Source organism: Comamonas sp. Z1, from assembly GCF_008121555.1.
GTDB lineage: Bacteria > Pseudomonadota > Gammaproteobacteria > Burkholderiales > Burkholderiaceae_C > Comamonas > Comamonas thiooxydans.
This window is the reverse complement of the sequence record NZ_VOQT01000003.1, coordinates 137,136-152,678: the sequence shown is the minus strand read 5'-3', so window position 1 is coordinate 152,678 and position 15,543 is coordinate 137,136. Positions and strand designations below refer to the sequence as shown.

The 15,543-nt window shown below is 63.3% G+C and carries 15 protein-coding genes; 10 read left to right on the top strand and 5 right to left on the bottom strand.

Features of this window, described 5'->3' with window-relative positions; all coding sequences use genetic code 11:
• Positions 1–3: 3 nt before the first annotated feature.
• Entirely contained in the window at positions 4–774 is a 771-nt protein-coding gene (locus tag FSY45_RS07325) for a DsbA family protein (RefSeq protein WP_046460194.1), read from the bottom strand.
• Between the two features lie 144 nt (positions 775–918).
• Between FSY45_RS07325 and FSY45_RS07320 the strand changes: the two genes are divergently transcribed.
• From FSY45_RS07320 to mnmH, 3 genes are all read left to right on the top strand, one after another.
• Positions 919–1,461, top strand: a complete 543-nt coding sequence (locus FSY45_RS07320; protein WP_046460195.1) for a TIGR02281 family clan AA aspartic protease — start codon at positions 919–921, stop codon at positions 1,459–1,461.
• Between the two features lie 254 nt (positions 1,462–1,715).
• Positions 1,716–3,071, top strand: coding sequence for a sodium:alanine symporter family protein (locus tag FSY45_RS07315; protein ID WP_046460196.1), 1,356 nt, complete (start codon positions 1,716–1,718; stop codon positions 3,069–3,071).
• Positions 3,072–3,452: 381 nt separating this feature from the next.
• On the top strand, positions 3,453–4,508 hold the full coding sequence (mnmH, locus tag FSY45_RS07310; protein WP_046460197.1) for a tRNA 2-selenouridine(34) synthase MnmH: 1,056 nt from the start codon (positions 3,453–3,455) through the stop codon (positions 4,506–4,508).
• 52 nt (positions 4,509–4,560) lie between these two features.
• On the opposite strand, the gene FSY45_RS07305 is transcribed toward mnmH, so the two are convergent.
• Positions 4,561–5,070, bottom strand: coding sequence for a GNAT family N-acetyltransferase (locus FSY45_RS07305; RefSeq protein WP_012838791.1), 510 nt, complete (start codon positions 5,068–5,070; stop codon positions 4,561–4,563).
• Between the two features lie 9 nt (positions 5,071–5,079).
• Entirely contained in the window at positions 5,080–5,697 is a 618-nt protein-coding gene (locus FSY45_RS07300) for a LysE family translocator (RefSeq protein WP_012838790.1), read from the bottom strand.
• 134 nt (positions 5,698–5,831) lie between these two features.
• Between FSY45_RS07300 and FSY45_RS07295 the strand changes: the two genes are divergently transcribed.
• A complete protein-coding gene (locus FSY45_RS07295) occupies positions 5,832–7,319 on the top strand; it encodes a PLP-dependent aminotransferase family protein (protein ID WP_046460198.1) in 1,488 nt (495 codons plus the stop codon).
• Between the two features lie 101 nt (positions 7,320–7,420).
• Positions 7,421–8,212: a hypothetical protein gene (locus FSY45_RS07290; protein WP_046460199.1), complete on the top strand. Its 792-nt coding sequence runs from the start codon at positions 7,421–7,423 to the stop codon at positions 8,210–8,212.
• 7 nt (positions 8,213–8,219) lie between these two features.
• Here the strand turns inward: FSY45_RS07290 and FSY45_RS07285 are convergent, their stop codons facing one another.
• Together FSY45_RS07285 and FSY45_RS07280 are read right to left on the bottom strand one after the other, a co-directional pair.
• The gene (locus FSY45_RS07285) at positions 8,220–8,555 is read right to left on the bottom strand and encodes a cupin domain-containing protein (RefSeq protein ID WP_029158280.1); all 336 of its coding nucleotides are present in this window, start codon (positions 8,553–8,555) and stop codon (positions 8,220–8,222) included.
• Positions 8,556–8,724: 169 nt separating this feature from the next.
• Positions 8,725–9,171, bottom strand: a complete 447-nt coding sequence (locus FSY45_RS07280) for a hypothetical protein (protein WP_034362677.1) — start codon at positions 9,169–9,171, stop codon at positions 8,725–8,727.
• A 471-nt stretch (positions 9,172–9,642) separates the two neighbouring features.
• Here FSY45_RS07280 and FSY45_RS07270 point away from each other — a divergent pair, with 471 nt between their 5' ends.
• From FSY45_RS07270 to FSY45_RS07250, 5 genes are all read left to right on the top strand, one after another.
• Positions 9,643–10,629, top strand: a complete 987-nt coding sequence (locus FSY45_RS07270) for a tripartite tricarboxylate transporter substrate binding protein (RefSeq protein ID WP_003067463.1) — start codon at positions 9,643–9,645, stop codon at positions 10,627–10,629.
• 1 nt (position 10,630) lies between these two features.
• On the top strand, positions 10,631–11,953 hold the full coding sequence (locus FSY45_RS07265; protein ID WP_080944368.1) for a CaiB/BaiF CoA-transferase family protein: 1,323 nt from the start codon (positions 10,631–10,633) through the stop codon (positions 11,951–11,953).
• Complete coding sequence (locus FSY45_RS07260) at positions 11,938–12,330, top strand: cupin domain-containing protein (protein ID WP_148747979.1); 393 nt, start codon at positions 11,938–11,940, stop codon at positions 12,328–12,330. Before FSY45_RS07265 ends, FSY45_RS07260 begins: the two co-directional genes overlap by 16 nt.
• An 83-nt stretch (positions 12,331–12,413) precedes the next feature.
• Complete coding sequence (locus FSY45_RS07255; protein WP_046460202.1) at positions 12,414–13,577, top strand: acyl-CoA dehydrogenase family protein; 1,164 nt, start codon at positions 12,414–12,416, stop codon at positions 13,575–13,577.
• Positions 13,578–14,562: 985 nt separating this feature from the next.
• Positions 14,563–15,480 (top strand): LysR family transcriptional regulator, encoded by a 918-nt coding sequence (locus tag FSY45_RS07250; RefSeq protein ID WP_046460204.1) that lies wholly within the window; start codon positions 14,563–14,565, stop codon positions 15,478–15,480.
• Positions 15,481–15,543: the final 63 nt, after the last annotated feature.

Genomic DNA, 15,543 nt, shown 5'->3' with positions numbered 1-15,543 from the left:
CGCTCAGCGCGGTGGCAGCTCGCAGCCGTCGGGGCCGCAACTGGGGTCGCCACTGGTGTCGGTGTCGCCGGCCTGCTGCTGATTGAGCTCGGCAATCTGCTCGGCCCAGGCGGCCAGTTGCTGCTTCCAGCCGTCGACATCGCCCAGCCATTCGCCGATTTCGATGCGCTGCACGGCGCGTTGGCCGGCCTGCTCGGGGTGGTCGAACTCCAGGGCCAGGGTGGGAAAGCCCTGGCCCTGCACCATGCCCAGCCATTCGCGGCTTTCGGCGATATGCTTTTGCGTGGCCGCGCCGCTTTGCTCGGCGTAGGCTGCGTCATAGGCCGCGCTGTCCAGATCGATGCCGGCTGCCAGCTCGCGCAGCACGGCGGGCTCGCTGATGCGGCGGCCTTCCACATAGTGGGCTTTCTGCTCGGCAGCCAGCATCTCCAGGCCCTTGCCGGCCAGCGCTTCGGCGGCCAGCAGGGCCGTGGTTGGGGGCTCGGAGTCCAGCGGCGCGCCAATGTCATTGAGCAGGCCGTTGAGATAGGCATCGCCAAAAGGCTGGCCCGTCATCTCGGCAATGCGCTGGTCGCTGGGCATGACTTTGTCACGCCAGTCTGCGGTGATGGTGCGCGTGTGGGCGCCAGTCAGCATGCCGCCGGCATGCCATTGAACCTCGATGCCGGGCACTTCGCGCGCGGCCTTGACCAGCGGGGCGGCGGCATAGCACCAGCCGCACAGAGGATCGAAAATATAGTGCAGCACCAGGGCGGGCAGCTTGGATGTGTTCATATTGGGCGACCTTGCAGGCCGGTAGATTTGCAAACAAGCTTCAATGTAAGCGCGGTAGCGGCGCCGGCGCCGTAATGGTTGGGTATGACCTTGGCGCCGGTCTTGGCAAAATGGCCGCATTGTCCTCAGCTTGTTTGCCTGCCCATGCGCCTGAATGTCACGCCGCCGCCCCAGTCCTCGCCAGAGTCCGAGCCTTCCCCGCAATCCGTGGCACGGCGCAGCACCATGCTGTTTCTGCTGTTCTGGCTGGTGGTCATGGCTGCGATGTATCTGGCCATGCAGCATTTCCTCAAGCCGGCCCAGGCCAAGGTCATGGCCGACGGCACGGTGCGCATAGAGCGCGGCATGGACGGGCACTTCCGCGTCAAGGGCTATGTCAACGATCAGCCCGTCACCTTTATGGTCGATACCGGTGCCACCTCGGTCAGCGTGACCGATGCGCTGGCCGAGCGTGCCGGCCTGGAGGGTGGCGAGAAAGTGCGTTTTCGCACGGCCAACGGCGAGCGTGACGGCCGCATCGTCACCGCCGACGAGGTCCGCATTGCCAGCCTGCGTGTGCGCGATGTGCGCGTGGGCACGGGCTATACGGGTGACGACAGCGAAGACGCCTTGCTGGGCCAGAACTTTCTGCGCTTCTTCGATGTGCAGATGAGCGGCGACGAAATGCTGCTGCGCCCGCGCAAGTGAGTGCCGTGAAGACGCTGACCGTGATTTTGCGCACTTGTGCGAGTCCATAGGCCGCGGCAGCCCAAAAGCGATCGCAGACTGGATTAAAGTAGGGCACTTTGCCAACCGGCAAACAGGAATAGTGCGCTGTGCGTGGGCCTCACACGGGCCTCTTGCGGTTGCCGCACTCGCCGCTCATGGGTGAAAGACATGTTCCGGGACTGTTGCCATTCAATGGACCGCAGGCGAAAGCTGGCTGCGGCAGACGACACTCAATGGACTGGTTAACCCAACTCTTCAAAGCCCTCAACGATATTGTCTGGGGCGTTCCCATGATCGTGCTGATTCTCGGCACGGGTTTTTATCTGCAGATCCGCCTGGGCTTCATGCCGCTGCGCAACATCGTGCGCGGCTTTCGCATGATCTGGCGTAGCCGCCGTCCCGGCGACAAGGCCGATGGCGACATCACTCCCTATGCTGCGCTGATGACGGCACTGTCCGCCACCGTGGGCACGGGCAATATTGCCGGCGTGGCCACGGCCATTGCCGTGGGCGGCCCGGGCGCACTGTTCTGGATGTGGATGACGGCGCTGCTGGGCATGGCTACCAAGTATGGCGAGGTGGTGCTGGCGGTGAAGTACCGCGAGAAAAACGACCACGGCCAGTGGGTGGGCGGCCCGATGTACGCCATCAAGAACGGTCTGGGCAGCAAGTGGAAATGGCTGGGTACGCTGTTTGCCATCTTTGGCGGTCTGGCCGGTTTCGGCATCGGCTCCATGGTGCAGTCCAACGGTATTGCATCGGCCATGCACACGGCTTTCGGCCTGGAGAGCTGGATCACAGGCCTGGGCTTGGCCGTGCTTACCGGCGCCGTGGTGCTGGGTGGCATCACCCGCATCGGCGCGGTGGCCGAAAAGCTGGTGCCTGCCATGTGCGTGGCCTATGTGATCTGCGTGCTCTATGTGCTGGGCGTGTACTTCGACCGCATTCCGGCGGCGTTTGCACTGATCTTCGAGCAGGCCTTCAGCCCCACGGCGGCAACGGGCGGCTTTCTGGGATCGACGGTGCTGATGGCCATCCGCATGGGCGTGGCACGCGGCATCTTTTCCAACGAAGCGGGCCTGGGCACGGCCGGCATCGCCCAGGCTGCGGGTGCCACGCGAGACCCCGTTTTCTCGGGGCTGGTAGGCATGATGGGCACCTTCATCGACACCATCATCGTCTGCACCATGACCGGGCTGGCCATCGTGGTCAGCGGCGTCTGGAATTCCGGCGCAACCGGGGCCGTGCTGTCCACCCAGAGCTTCGAGGCCGCCATGCCCGGCGTGGGCAAATATGTGCTGGCCGTTTCGCTGTCGGTGTTTGCCTTCACCACGATTCTGGGCTGGGCCTATTACGGTGAAAAATGCTGGACCTATCTGGTCGGCACCATCTGTGAAAAGCCCTTCCGCATCCTCTGGACCATCAGCGCCTTTGTGGGTGCCGTGGCCACGCTGGACTTTGCCTGGCTGGTCGCCGATACGCTGAACGCGCTGATGGCGATTCCCAATCTGATCTCGCTGCTGCTGCTCTCACCCGTGATCGTGCAGCTCACGCGCGAATACTTTGCGCGCCAGGATAGCCAAGCCTGATCATTCTGATAGCTCTAGGCGCTTGACGCATAAGTACTGGAGCTTGACTTGACCTCACACAGGGCGCAGTTGTGCAAGCAGCTGCGCCCTGTGCAGTTTTGGGGCCGTGGCTGAAGCAGCCCCGCATATCTGCGAAAATGCCCCCACACAGGGAATGACTGTTGCGGGAAATCATGCCGCGGCCGTTGTGCGTATCGAGGCTCGATCCACGCCCTTGCTTCGTGGCCTGCCGGCTTCATCTTGAGATGAGACTGCAGGTTTTTCATGTTGCCGAGCCTCAGGTCGAATCGTCGCATTGTCGCGATTCCCGCTTTGCGCCCGACCACACGCCATTGCCCGGCAGCCATGCAGGCTGTCAGGCGCAGCCATGGATAGTCTGCCGTGTCCCACCGCCAGCCCGTTCGCGTTCCCGAACGTCACCAGTTTGATGCCCTGATCGATGCCCGCTCGCCCGCCGAGTTTGAGCAGGACCATATCCCCGGCTCCATCAACTGTCCGGTACTGAGCAATGCCGAGCGTGCCGAGATCGGCACCATCTACAAGCAGGTCAGCCCTTTTGAGGCCAAGCGTCTGGGGGCGGCCTATGTGTCGGCCAATCTGGCGCGCCATCTGCGTGAAACCTTTGCCGACAAGCCTGCCAACTGGAAGCCCCTGGTCTATTGCTGGCGCGGTGGCCTGCGCAGCGGCTCCATGGTGACCTGGCTGCGTCTGGTCGGCTGGGATGCCCAGCAACTGGCCGGCGGCTACAAGGCGTTTCGCGGCCATGTGATTGCGCAGCTTGAAAGCCTGGTGCCTAAGCTGCAGATGCGCGTGCTCTGCGGTGCCACCGGCTCGGCCAAGACCCGCGTGCTGCATGCGCTGGCCCAAAGCGGCGAGCAGGTGCTGGATCTGGAGGGCTATGCCAGCCACAAGGGCTCCTTGCTGGGCGGTCTGCCCGGCATCGAGCAGCCCAGCCAGAAGCGTTTCGAGACCCTGATTGCCGAGCAGCTGGAGAGATTCGATCTCTCGCGTCCCGTTTATCTGGAAGGCGAGAGCGCCAAGATCGGTCGCGTCGGCCTGCCACTGGTGCTGGTGCAGCATCTGCACATGGCTCCGGTCATCGAGGTGCGTGCGACGACCGCCGCACGCCTTTCCTATCTGCTGCGCGACTATGCCTACCTGGGGGATGATCCCGAAGTGCTGGCCACCAAGCTGGGCTGGCTCAAGGAGCTGCAGGGCAAGGAGACCGTGGGCCGCTGGCAGCAATGGGCTCGGGCCGGGGAGCTGCCTTCGCTGTTCGAGGAGCTGATGCTGCGCCACTACGACCCGCACTACGAGCGCTCCCAGTCGAATCACTTCGAGCAATGGCCCCGGCGCCAGGTTCTGGAGACAGACCAGCTCTCGGATGAGGCCATCGCCGGTCTGGCGCGGCAGATCATTGCGATGCAGGCGCGCTGAGCCAAGCCGCTTGTTCAAGCATGCCGGCTGAAACGGGCCGGTGCGGTGCGGACTAGTCCAGCTTCATCACCATCAGCACCTCGTCGAAATACTCGCCGTCCACATACAGGGCCGCAGGCTCCAGCCCATATTCGCTAAAACCTGCCTGCTCATACAAGCGTAGTGCGTTGCCGTTGCCGGCATTGCAGCCCAGCATCAGCTGCCGCAAGTTCAGCGCTCTGCCGTGCTCAACAGCCGTCTCCAGCAGGCGGCGGGCCAGGCCTTGGCCTCGGGCCGCCGCAGCCACGTACATGGCAAAGAGATTGCCCTTGTGCGCAGTCTTTTCTCCCTGCTCGCGATACATGCCCAGGGTGGCGCAGAGTCTGCCGTCTGCGTCAAAGCCTCCCCACATGGCTTGGCCTGGCGTGCTGCCGAAACGACTCAGTATCTGCGCATCGCCGAGTGCCCGTTCGCTGGCAGGTGTGGCACCGAAGGCGGTGGGGCATTCTGTCAGGGCTTGCAGGCGCAGGGCGCGATAACTGCAAAGGTCGGACTCGGTCAGTTGGCGTATGTCATATTGCATGGACCGAGTTTAGACATGCTCGGCAAAGATGGGCACCAGCGACAGCAGCAGCAGGCCGGCCATCACGCCGTTGAACATGCGCAGGGCCTGTGGAGTGCGCAGTGCGCGCCCCACGGTGCTGCCGAACAGGGTCCAGACGCTGATGCTGGGGTAGTTGACCAGGCCCAGAACAAGGGCCGACAACATCAGATTGACGAAAAAGCCTTCGCGCGGTGTGTAAGTCGCCACCACGCCCACGGCCATGATCCAGGCCTTGGGGTTGACCCACTGGAAAGCGGCGGCCTGCCAGAAGCTGAACGGGCGGCTGCCCGACTGGCCCTGGTCCACGCCCCCGGCACGGGCGATTTTCCATGCCAGCCAGATCAGATAGGCTGCGCCCACATATTTGAGCAGGGTGTAGATGCGGGGCTCGGCCTCGAACAGCTTGCCCAGGCCCGCGCCGATCAGCAGCACCATGATGACCACGCCCAGACAGATGCCCAGCATATGCGGCACGCTGCGGCGATAGCCGAAAGTGGCCCCCGAGGCCGTCAGCATCACATTATTGGGGCCAGGCGTCACGGAGCTGACAAAGGCAAACATGGCCAGAGGCAGAATGAAGGCAGAGGATTCAGGCAGAAATGGCATGGTGAACCTTGGGGCTGCATAAGCGTTGTGCCTCTATACTAAGATCTGTGGTCAGTACACTATCAGTACACTTTTGCAGGCCAGTTGATGAGCTGGCCTGCTCTAATTGACCTGACACTTTGAGGAAGCACTTCATGCTGGATGCTCATATCGACGGCAGGGCAGCGACCCCGGCAGCCTTGCCTGTGGCCGCTACGGCATCCCTGGGCTGGCAGCCCATGCGCTCCAGTGCGGTGGGACTGGTGGAGCAGTTGGTCGAGCATTTCGGCGGGCTGATCCGCAACCACGGCCTACGTGTGGGCGTGCGCCTGCCTTCGGTGCGGGCGTTGGCGGAAAGCGCAGGTGTCAGCCGCGACACCGTGGTCCAGGCCTATGACAAGCTGGCTGCCCAGGGCCTGGTGCAATCGCGGCGCGGCAGCGGTTTTTATGTAGCGGCCCAGCGCCGTGTGATGGAGCCTGCCGCCGTGGCTGCCGCCTCGGCGCAGCCGGCGGACTTCGACACCGCTTATCTGCTGCGCGGCATTTTTCGTGATGACAGCGCGGGCACCGGGGGGGCGGGCTGCCTGCCTTCGAGCTGGATGGACCAGGGTCTGATCACGGGCGCCATGCGCGCCATCACCCGTAACAATGCGCGGGCCGAGCAGAGCTTTCTCAGCTATGGCCATCCACAGGGCTTTCTGCCATTGCGCCAGCAGATCGCCTCGAATCTGCAAGCCCAGGAGGTGCCGGCCCATCCCGAGGCCAATCTCATGACGGTGGGCGGGGTGACCCACGGGCTGGATCTGGTCGTGCGCTGCTTTCTCAAGCCCGGCGATACCGTGCTGGTCGAAGATCCGGCCTGGTTCCTGATCTTCGGGCGGCTCAAGTACATGGGTGTGAATGTGGTCGGCGTGCCGCGCCTGCCCGGCGGGCCCGATGTGGCTGCCCTGGCATCGCTGGCCCAGAGCCACAAGCCCAAGCTCTTCATCCTCAACACGGCGGTACACAATCCCACGGGGCTGAGCCTGTCTGCCGGCGTGGCCCACGAGGTGCTGCGCATTGCCGAACGCCATGATTTCCTGCTGGTAGAGGACGACACCTATGCCGAATTCCTGGGCGCCATGCCGCTGAGGCTGGCGGCCATGGACAGATTGCAGCGCGTGATTCTGGTGGGGGGCTATTCCAAGACCTTGTCGGGCGGCCTGCGCGTGGGCTATATCGCGGCCAAACCCGAGTATGTGCACCGGCTCACCGACATGAAGCTGCTGGCAGGCCTGACCTCTTCGTTGCCGGCGGAGCAGATCGTGCACCATATTCTGGCCGACGGTTCGTTTCGCAAGCATGTGGACCGGCTGCGCGAGCGCGTGGACCGCGCGCGCGGGCGTTGCCTGCGCAAGCTCGAAGCGCTGGGCTGCCATGCGGAGTACGAACCCGTGGCCGGCACTTTTGCCTGGGTCGATTGCGGCGTGGACACCGAGGTTCTGGCGCGTCAGGCGGCGCTGAGCAATCTGCTGCTGGCACCGGGCCTGCTGTTTTCGCCGCAGCAGGCAACCAGCAGCAAGCTGCGCGTGCCCGTGGCGATGGCCGACCAGACCGAGCCATGGAAGGTGCTGGAGCATATCCTCCGGCAGCTGCGCAAATAGCGTCCTGGCCGGTGAACGGGCCCGGGCTTTGTTCACGATTGATAACAATCGCGCGCCTCTGGCGTGATTGAACACGTTGCATCTGCTGTTATGTTTGTAGCATGACAGCCGCACGAGCTTTGCCCCATGCCGCCGCAGGCCACTGCACGCGCGATTTCCTGCGTGCTCGCCCGCTCATGGGGCGGTGGCTGCTGTCAGGGCTTGTGCTTTGCGCTTTGGCCGCTTGTTCCAGTGCCCCCACGAATCACGGCGAAGTGAAGGGCGAGGACTTTCACTCGCGCGAGCTGCTGCAGTCCGACAGCAACCGCATGGCAACGCTGGCCATGAAGGAAAATCTGGAGAGCCTGTTTCTCATCATGGACAAGCTCTATCGCCGCAACCCCGCCGAATGGAAAAAGACCGCCTCCAGCCGGGAGGCGGCCATGACTTATGTGCGCATTGCCGTCATGGAGCGCCAGCCCTGGCATGAACTGCAGGACAAGCGCGATGTGGCAGCGCTGTCCCTGGCCTTGCAGCCCGAGTTCGCCGGAGACCGGGTCGCGGCCTTCGTCCATGCTGCAGCCGATATGCTGATCACCGCGCATGGCGGGCGAACCAGCTTCACGCTGATCGACGGGCTGGACCCGCAGCATGTCTTCAATGCAGCGCGCAATCTGGAAATTGCCAACTGGATTCTCAACTCGCGCAAGACGCCCGGTGGAAAGCCCTTGCTGCTATCGAATCAGATAGCGGAAGAGGGGCGCAACCTGAGCTTCGAGCGCGAGATGGGAAAGATCATAGGCCGGCTGGATCTGGTGGCGGATTACACCACCGAGCGCTATCGGCGCTCCGTCATCGGCTATGCGCAGGGATTGCTTGCCGGCCCGTTCATGCAGTTTTTGCCCGTTCGATAGAAGTTCTTCAGGCCTCACAGAGCACGATGGTGGCAATCGCGGACGAGTCTTCCATGGCACGCACGGCGTGGGGCATATTGGCTGGCAGATGCATGAGTTGCTTGGGGCCCAGTTCATGCACGGTCTGGCCGATGAGAACTTCGAGCCGACCTTCCAGGCATTGCAGGCTGACGCTGCCAGGCACGCGATGCGGCGGCAGCGACTGGCCCGAGCGCAGCACGACGCGAATGACTTCCAGATCTTCCGCCTTGAAGAGCACGCTCGAGTGAGCGGCAGGAAGCCTGGCTCCGTAAGGAGCGACATCCAGAGCTTGGTGGGTGGGCGTGGAGTGGATATGGTCCATGACAGCACCTGAGCGAAAGCGGTAATAAGGCATTCTCCCCCGAGTGGGGCCCAAGTTCAATCACCGTTTTGTGACAGCGCTGTAGGGCATCAGGCCTTATCGCCTCGTTTCGTTGCTCATCAGCGCTGTTTGGCGCGTATCGCAGAGGTCGGGGAACGGCTGGCAGCTGTCATGCCAGGTGCCGTAGATTTTCGGCAGGCATGGGGCTGAAGCCCGCTGTCGCGAACTCTGCAGCCCAGCGTTTCAGCAGGATCGAATAAGCGTTCAGGAAGAACTGTCGAGGAGCCTGAATCCGCCAGTTTGCGGGCAGGTAGAAGCAGTCGTCATGGCTGTCTTGCAGTGGGGCTGCAAAGTCGTATTGCAGGCTTTGCAAGGCGGCTTGCAGTGACCGGGTCAGCATCACTTTATGCGCTGTGCTCCATGAAGCCTGCTCACAGCAGGGAAAGAAATAGCGATCGAGCAACTGCAGCAACTGCTGGGGATCATTGGGATCATAGGCTGCGAGTTCCTGACCCAAAGACTCTTCCCGATCATAGATATCGAAGGGCGCCAGCAAAAGAGACGGGTCGGCATGGAACTCGATGTCGCTGCCGGGGTGCTTGAGAGGCTCGGCCATGGTCAGAGGAATACAGAAGAAACAAGGCGACAGTCTGCCATTGAGCGGCGCTTCAACCCCGTATCCGCTCCAGCTATTTGCTCAAGCTGAATGCCTTGCGTCAGCGCCAGCTCGCGTGAATAGCTGATGGCGTTGCTAGTGCAGCATATGTATTGCTTCCAGGCGTCCGAGCCGCTCTCGCCGCCAAAAGCTCCGCCGATCTCGACGTCTCTGGGCCTGGCCAGAGCGGGCCGCTGCCGCCACCTCAAGGGCATAAGGGCTGGGGACGCAGGTACAAATCCGGCTCATTTTTTCGTGTAGAGGGGGAAGGCGAGGCGTCGTGCGCAGCGGCTGGGAATGTCCAACTGGATTTAATGATTCGTAAATCGAATCATTCATGCGGTTTAAACAATTGGACTTGAATGATTGAACGCTTCAGCATGCAGTGCAGGCACCGGATACAGGTGCCGCAGCCTGAACAAGGAGACAAGCATGAACAAGCGATTTTTACTGCGCGCCTGTGCGAGCGCAGGCCTGGCAGCCACCATGAGCATGGGCCTTGGCGGGACGGTGCTGGCTCAGGAGAGCTATCCCGCAGCCCCCATCACGCTGGTGGTGCCGTTTGCTGCTGGCAGCGGCACCGATGCGGTGGCGCGCGTGGTGGCCAACAAGCTGGGCGAGCGACTCAAGCAGCCCGTGGTGGTGGACAACCGGGCCGGGGCCAATGCCCAGATTGCAGCCGCGCATGTGGTCAAGGCCAAGCCGGACGGCTATACGCTGTTCATGACCACCAACACCTCGCATTCGGCCAATCCCTGGCTGGTCAAGGGGCTCAAGTACGACCCCATCAAGGACTTCACGCCCGTGGCCCGCGTGGGCGAGCTGCCGTTCGCGCTGGTGGTCCATCCCTCGGTGCCGGCCAGGACCGTGGCCGAGCTGATTGCCTATGCCAGGTCGCATCCGGACAAGCTCTCCTACGGCACGCCCAACAGCACCTCGCTGGTGGCTTCGGAAACCTTCAAATACATCACGGGTACGCAGATCACCGGCGTGCCCTACAAGTCCAGCCCGCAGGCATTGACCGATGTGATGGGCAACCAGATCCAGATGTATGTGGCCGATCTGGGTTCGGCCTGGGGCACGCTCAAGACCGAGCGCGTGCGCACGCTGGGCGTGACGGCGGCCAAGGGATCGCAGCTGCTGCCCAATGTGCCCGCCATCGGCAAGACGCTGCCGGGCTTCGACATCACCTCGTGGAACGGCATCTTCGGCCCGGCAGGCATGCCCAAGGCCATTGCCGAGCGCATTAACGGCGAGCTGCAGCTCATCCTCAAGGACAAGGCCGTGCAGGAGCAACTGGCCCAGGTCGGCTTCGAAGTCTGGCCCACGGCCACACCCGACGAGTTCGCGCTCTATGTGAAGGAGCAGCTCGCCAAATGGGGGCAACTGGTCAAGCAGGCCGGCATCGAGGCGCAGTGAGATGACGAGCATGCATAGCGATAGCCGTCAGGCTGCAGGCCGCACAGCGGGCCCGTCAGCGGGTCACACAGCGGGTACATCAGCCGGTCCCCTGGCCGGCGTCAGGATCGTGGACATGACCTCGGTGATCATGGGGCCGTTTGCCACGCAGATTCTGGCCGCCCTGGGCGCCAATGTGATCAAGGTGGAATCGCCCGAGGGCGACAACATGCGCCATGTAGGCCCCATGCGCAACCCCGGCATGGGCCCCATTTTTTTGCAGGCCAACCAGGGCAAGCGCTCGGTGGTGCTTGATCTCAAGCAGGCCGCAGCACGCCAGGCGCTGCTGCAGCTGCTGGCCGATGCCGATGTCTTCATCAGCAATGTGCGACCCCAGGCCATGGCCAGACTCGGCCTGGACTGGCAGACGCTGGAGCAGAGCCATCCACGCCTGATCCATGTGAGCTGCTGCGGCTTCGATCAGGCCGGCCCCTATGCGGCCAAGCCGGCTTACGACGATCTGATCCAGGGGGCCACCGGCGTGCCCTGGCTGGCCCAGCAGTACGGCGGGGGCGAGCCGTCCTATGCGCCCATGACGCTGGGAGACCGGGTCACGGGCCTGCATGCGGTCTATGCGGTCACCGCTGCGCTGTATGCGCGTGAGAAGAGCGGCCAGGGCCAGGCGGTGGTCGTGCCCATGTTCGAGGCCATGACGCAGTTCATCCTGGGCGATCACATGGCCGGGCTGAGCTTCGAGCCGCCGCTGGGCGATGCCGGCTATGCGCGGCTGCTGACGCGCCATCGCAAGCCCTACCGCACCAGCGACGGCCATCTCTGCGTGCTGATCTACAACGACAAGCACTGGCACAGCTTCTTCAATGCCATAGGCCAGGGCGAGCGCATGCGCGAGCCCATGTTTGCCACCCACGGTCAGCGCGCAGCGAATATCGATGCCGTCTATGCAGAGGTGGCGAACCTGATGCGCAAGCGCAGCACGGCCGAGTGGCGCGCGCTGCTCGATGCGGCCGATGTGCCGAATATGCCCATGGCTTCGCCCGAGGACTTGCTGGCCGACCCCCACCATGCGGCCACGGGTTTTGTGCGCGAGATCGAGCATCCCAGCGAGGGGCGGCTGCGCACCACGACCAATCCCACGCAGTGGAGCGCCACGCCCCCGGGCCGCGAGGCCAGCGCTGCGCCGCAGCTGGGCCAGCACACGCTGCAGGTGCTGCGCGAGGCGGGTCTTGGCGAGGCGCAGATCGCCGCGCTGCAGGCCAGCGGTGCCTGCATGCAGGCTTCATCATCCAACGATAAAAGAGAGACAGACATATGCCCCGCTATCTGATCCGCGAGCAGGACATACAGGGATACAGCCCCGCCAACCATCACGGCACGGTGAACCGGCGCCTCGTCAGCCAGGCCAATGTAGGCGCCCAGCACATGGAAGTGGTGCTCGGAACGCTGGAAAAAGGCGGCGGCGCGCTACCGCATGCCCATCCGGGCATGGAGCAGGCCTGCTATCTGCTGGACGGCACGGCCGAGGTGGAGGTGCAAAGCCAGGGCCAGACCGAGCGCTTTGCCATGCAGCCGGGCGACACCTGCTTTTTTCCCGAGGACTGCATGCATGTGTTTCGCGTCACCAGCGACCAGCCCGTGCGTCTGCTGGTCATCTACAGCCCGCCCTATGGCGAGAACCCGGCGCGCGTGCGCCGACCTGATTGATAAAAAACAATAGCTGATAGCGCTTGTGAGACAGGCGCTTGAGGCGGATTTCATTGAAATTCAACCGATAGAGAGAAGCCGCCATGGATTTTTTATGGAGCGCCGAGCAGGAACAGATCCGGGACGCCGTGCAGCGGGTCTGCGCGCCTTTCGATGATGACTACTGGCTGAAGAAGGACAGGGACGGCGGCTTTCCGCACGACTTCCACCAAGCCCTGGCCGAAGCCGGCTGGCTGGGCATTGCCATGCCTGAGGAGTTCGGCGGTGCGGGTCTTGGAATCACCGAAGCGGCGCTGATGATGCACACCATCTCGGCCACGGGGGCCGGACTGTCGGGCGCCTCGGCCGTGCACATGAATATCTTCGGCCTGCACCCGGCCGTGGTCTTCGGCACCGACGAGCAAAGACAGCGCTGGCTGCCGCCGCTGATCGCTGGCCGGGACAAGGCCTGTTTCGGCGTGACCGAACCCAATGCCGGACTCAACACCCTCAAGCTGCAGACCCGTGCCGTGCGCGACGGCGATGTCTATGTGGTGCACGGGCAGAAGGTCTTCATCTCCACGGCCCAGGTGGCCAACAAGATATTGCTGCTGGCCCGCACCAGGCCCGTGGAGGAGTGCCAGGGCACCGAGGGCCTGTCGCTGTTCTACACCGACCTGGACCGCAGCCGCATCGCCGTGACCGAGATCGAGAAGATGGGCCGCAAGTGCGTGGACACCAATCAGCTCTTCATCGACGGCCTACGCATCCCGGTGCAGGACCGTATCGGTGAGGAGGGCAAGGGCTTTTCGTACATCTTGCACGGCCTCAACCCCGAGCGCATCCTGATTGCGGCCGAAGCCGTGGGCCTGGGCCGTGCGGCCCTGGCGCGCGCCACCCAGTATGCGAACGAACGCGTGGTCTTCGACCGGCCCATAGGCCAGAACCAGGGCGTGCAGCACCCGTTGGCCCAGGCCTGGATCGGGCTGGAGGCCGCACACCTGATGGTGCAGAAGGCCGCCTTCCTCTATGACAAGGGCCTGCCCTGCGGCGCCGAGGCCAATGCCGCCAAGTACCTGGCCGCCGAAGCCTGCGCCAAGGCCTGCGAGACCGCCATCTTCACGCATGGCGGCATGGGCTATGCCAAGGAGTTCCATGTGGAGCGCTATATGCGCGAGTCGTGGATTCCGCGCCTGGCGCCCGTGAGCCCGCAACTCATCATGTGCTTTATTGCGGAGAAGGTGCTGGGATTGCCCAAGTCGTATTGATGGGCCTAGCGGCAGGGGATGGTAGGTCAAGCAAACGAAGTGGTGCTGTTTCTGATAGCTACTTGCGCTTTCTGTGATTGGGCTAGAGGCTGATTTGCCTTGAAATCTGTGTTGCGCCTGCCTGGCAACAGGAGATGGTGAGCGAAGCTAATGACCTGCTTGGTTTGTTTGCAGAGGGCGGGTCTCGGCCCGCCTGCCGCCTCACTTTCTTGCTTGTGCAAGAAAGTAAGCAAAGAACACAGTCCCTGCTGCCCCCGTCCCGCCGGCTGTGCCTGCGGGCAACCTGCGTCGTCAAGCTCTTGCGGCTGTGCGGCCCAACTCACTTCGCGGCAAGCCGCTTCGCTCAGACAAACGGCCGCAAATTTGATGACGATGCAGCTGCACTCTGCGGTGCAACTGCGCGCCACAAGAACTTGCCGCCGCAGGCGTGGGCACAAGGGGCAAGACCGGATGCGGGATAGCTTCTTTGGAAAACTAGTAGGTGCTATCGCAATCTTTAAAGCGCCAGAGGCCGGCTTCGTCGCAACTCATGCAGGCCGCCCGTATCTACCCGTGTGTCTGCGCCTGCGGCACGCGGTTCGGGCTGCGGGCAACGCTGCCGTAGGACAGCGTTGCATCGTGAACGGACTTGCCGCCGTCTGTCTGAGCGAAGCGGCGTGCCGCGCAGCGAGTTGGGCGGCAGAGCAGCCCGAATGGCGTGACGCAGGTTTGCCCGTAGCGAAGCGCAGGGACGCGGACAGTCGGGGCGTGTTCTTTTGCCTTCTTTGCTTGCACGAGCAAGAAAAGAAGGTCGCCCGCCGGGGCGAAATCCCGGCCTCTGTCGCTGGCGACAAAGCAATGCGGTTTTTGATAGCTGCTTACACTTTCTGTAATTGGGATAGAGGCTTATTTCACATGAAGTTTTTGTTGCTACGGCCTGCGGTGGAAGATGGAGGCCGAAGCAAATGATCGGCTAGGGTATGGTCTTGGCCAAACTTAGCGAAACATGATGAAAACCCATTTGCTGCGTTACTTTGTGGTCCTGGCCGAGGAGCTGCACTTCGGCCGGGCCGCCCAGCGCCTGTGCATCACCCAGCCGCCGCTGAGCATGGCGCTCAAGGCGCTGGAGCAGGATCTGGGCACGGTACTCATGGAGCGCGATGCCAAGAACGTGAAGCTCACGCCGGCAGGCGAGGCCTTTTTGCATGAGGCGCGCAAGGTGCTGGCTCAGCTCCAGCATGCGGCCGAGGTGGTGCGCGGCGTGGCCCAGGGGCTGCAGGGGCGGCTGGACATCGGCATCACGGGGTCCATGGTTTACCGCCAGGTGCCGGGGTTCTGCCGGGCCTTTCGCGCCGAGCGCCCGCTGGTCGAGCTATGCCTGCACGAGATGTCCACGCGCGATCAGCTGCAGGCCATTGCCAGGGGGCAGATCGACTGCGGCTTTCTCAACATCGGCACGCCCCAGGACGATATACGCACGCTGTCCATAGGCGAGGAGGCTTTTGTCTGCTGTCTGCCCAGTGAGCATGCGCTGGCCCGGCGCGGCGAAATCGACCTGCGCGAACTGGCCCAGGATACCTTTGTCATGTTTGCGCGCGAGGTGGCGCCGGCCAACTACGACAACGTTATCGCCTGCCTGCAGCAGGCCGGCATCCATCCCCATACACGGCATGCCGCGCGCCAGTGGCTGACCGTCATGGCCTTGGTCTCTGCCGGTCAGGGCGTGGCCCTGGTGCCGGCCTGCATGCAGACCGTGGGCATGAACGGTGTGTGCTTTGCGGCGCTGCGCGGCAGCCGGGTGACCACTCCGGCCGTGCTGGCCTGGCGGCCACGGGGCATGCCGGCCGTACTCGAAGCCTTTGTGGCCAGCGTGCAGAACCTGGTGCAGGCCGCACAGCCAGAACTCCCAGCCGCAGTCCGCTAGGCCCGCAACTGCGGTGCACCTCTTGCTGCTCAGCGAGAAAAGCAGCTCCCTGGGGCCCGGTTT

What these genes read in the sequence shown, in the direction of transcription:
- FSY45_RS07325 (WP_046460194.1), bottom strand. Translation starts at nt 774, where the DNA reads ATGAACACATCCAAGCTGCCCGCCCTGGTGCTGCACTATATTTTCGAT.
- FSY45_RS07320 (WP_046460195.1), top strand. Translation starts at nt 919, where the DNA reads ATGCGCCTGAATGTCACGCCGCCGCCCCAGTCCTCGCCAGAGTCCGAG.
- FSY45_RS07315 (WP_046460196.1), top strand. Translation starts at nt 1,716, where the DNA reads ATGGACTGGTTAACCCAACTCTTCAAAGCCCTCAACGATATTGTCTGG.
- FSY45_RS07305 (WP_012838791.1), bottom strand. Translation starts at nt 5,070, where the DNA reads ATGCAATATGACATACGCCAACTGACCGAGTCCGACCTTTGCAGTTAT.
- FSY45_RS07300 (WP_012838790.1), bottom strand. Translation starts at nt 5,697, where the DNA reads ATGCCATTTCTGCCTGAATCCTCTGCCTTCATTCTGCCTCTGGCCATG.
- FSY45_RS07295 (WP_046460198.1), top strand. Translation starts at nt 5,832, where the DNA reads ATGCTGGATGCTCATATCGACGGCAGGGCAGCGACCCCGGCAGCCTTG.
- FSY45_RS07290 (WP_046460199.1), top strand. Translation starts at nt 7,421, where the DNA reads ATGACAGCCGCACGAGCTTTGCCCCATGCCGCCGCAGGCCACTGCACG.
- FSY45_RS07285 (WP_029158280.1), bottom strand. Translation starts at nt 8,555, where the DNA reads ATGGACCATATCCACTCCACGCCCACCCACCAAGCTCTGGATGTCGCT.
- FSY45_RS07280 (WP_034362677.1), bottom strand. Translation starts at nt 9,171, where the DNA reads ATGGCCGAGCCTCTCAAGCACCCCGGCAGCGACATCGAGTTCCATGCC.
- FSY45_RS07270 (WP_003067463.1), top strand. Translation starts at nt 9,643, where the DNA reads ATGAACAAGCGATTTTTACTGCGCGCCTGTGCGAGCGCAGGCCTGGCA.
- FSY45_RS07265 (WP_080944368.1), top strand. Translation starts at nt 10,631, where the DNA reads ATGACGAGCATGCATAGCGATAGCCGTCAGGCTGCAGGCCGCACAGCG.
- FSY45_RS07260 (WP_148747979.1), top strand. Translation starts at nt 11,938, where the DNA reads ATGCCCCGCTATCTGATCCGCGAGCAGGACATACAGGGATACAGCCCC.
- FSY45_RS07255 (WP_046460202.1), top strand. Translation starts at nt 12,414, where the DNA reads ATGGATTTTTTATGGAGCGCCGAGCAGGAACAGATCCGGGACGCCGTG.
- FSY45_RS07250 (WP_046460204.1), top strand. Translation starts at nt 14,563, where the DNA reads ATGATGAAAACCCATTTGCTGCGTTACTTTGTGGTCCTGGCCGAGGAG.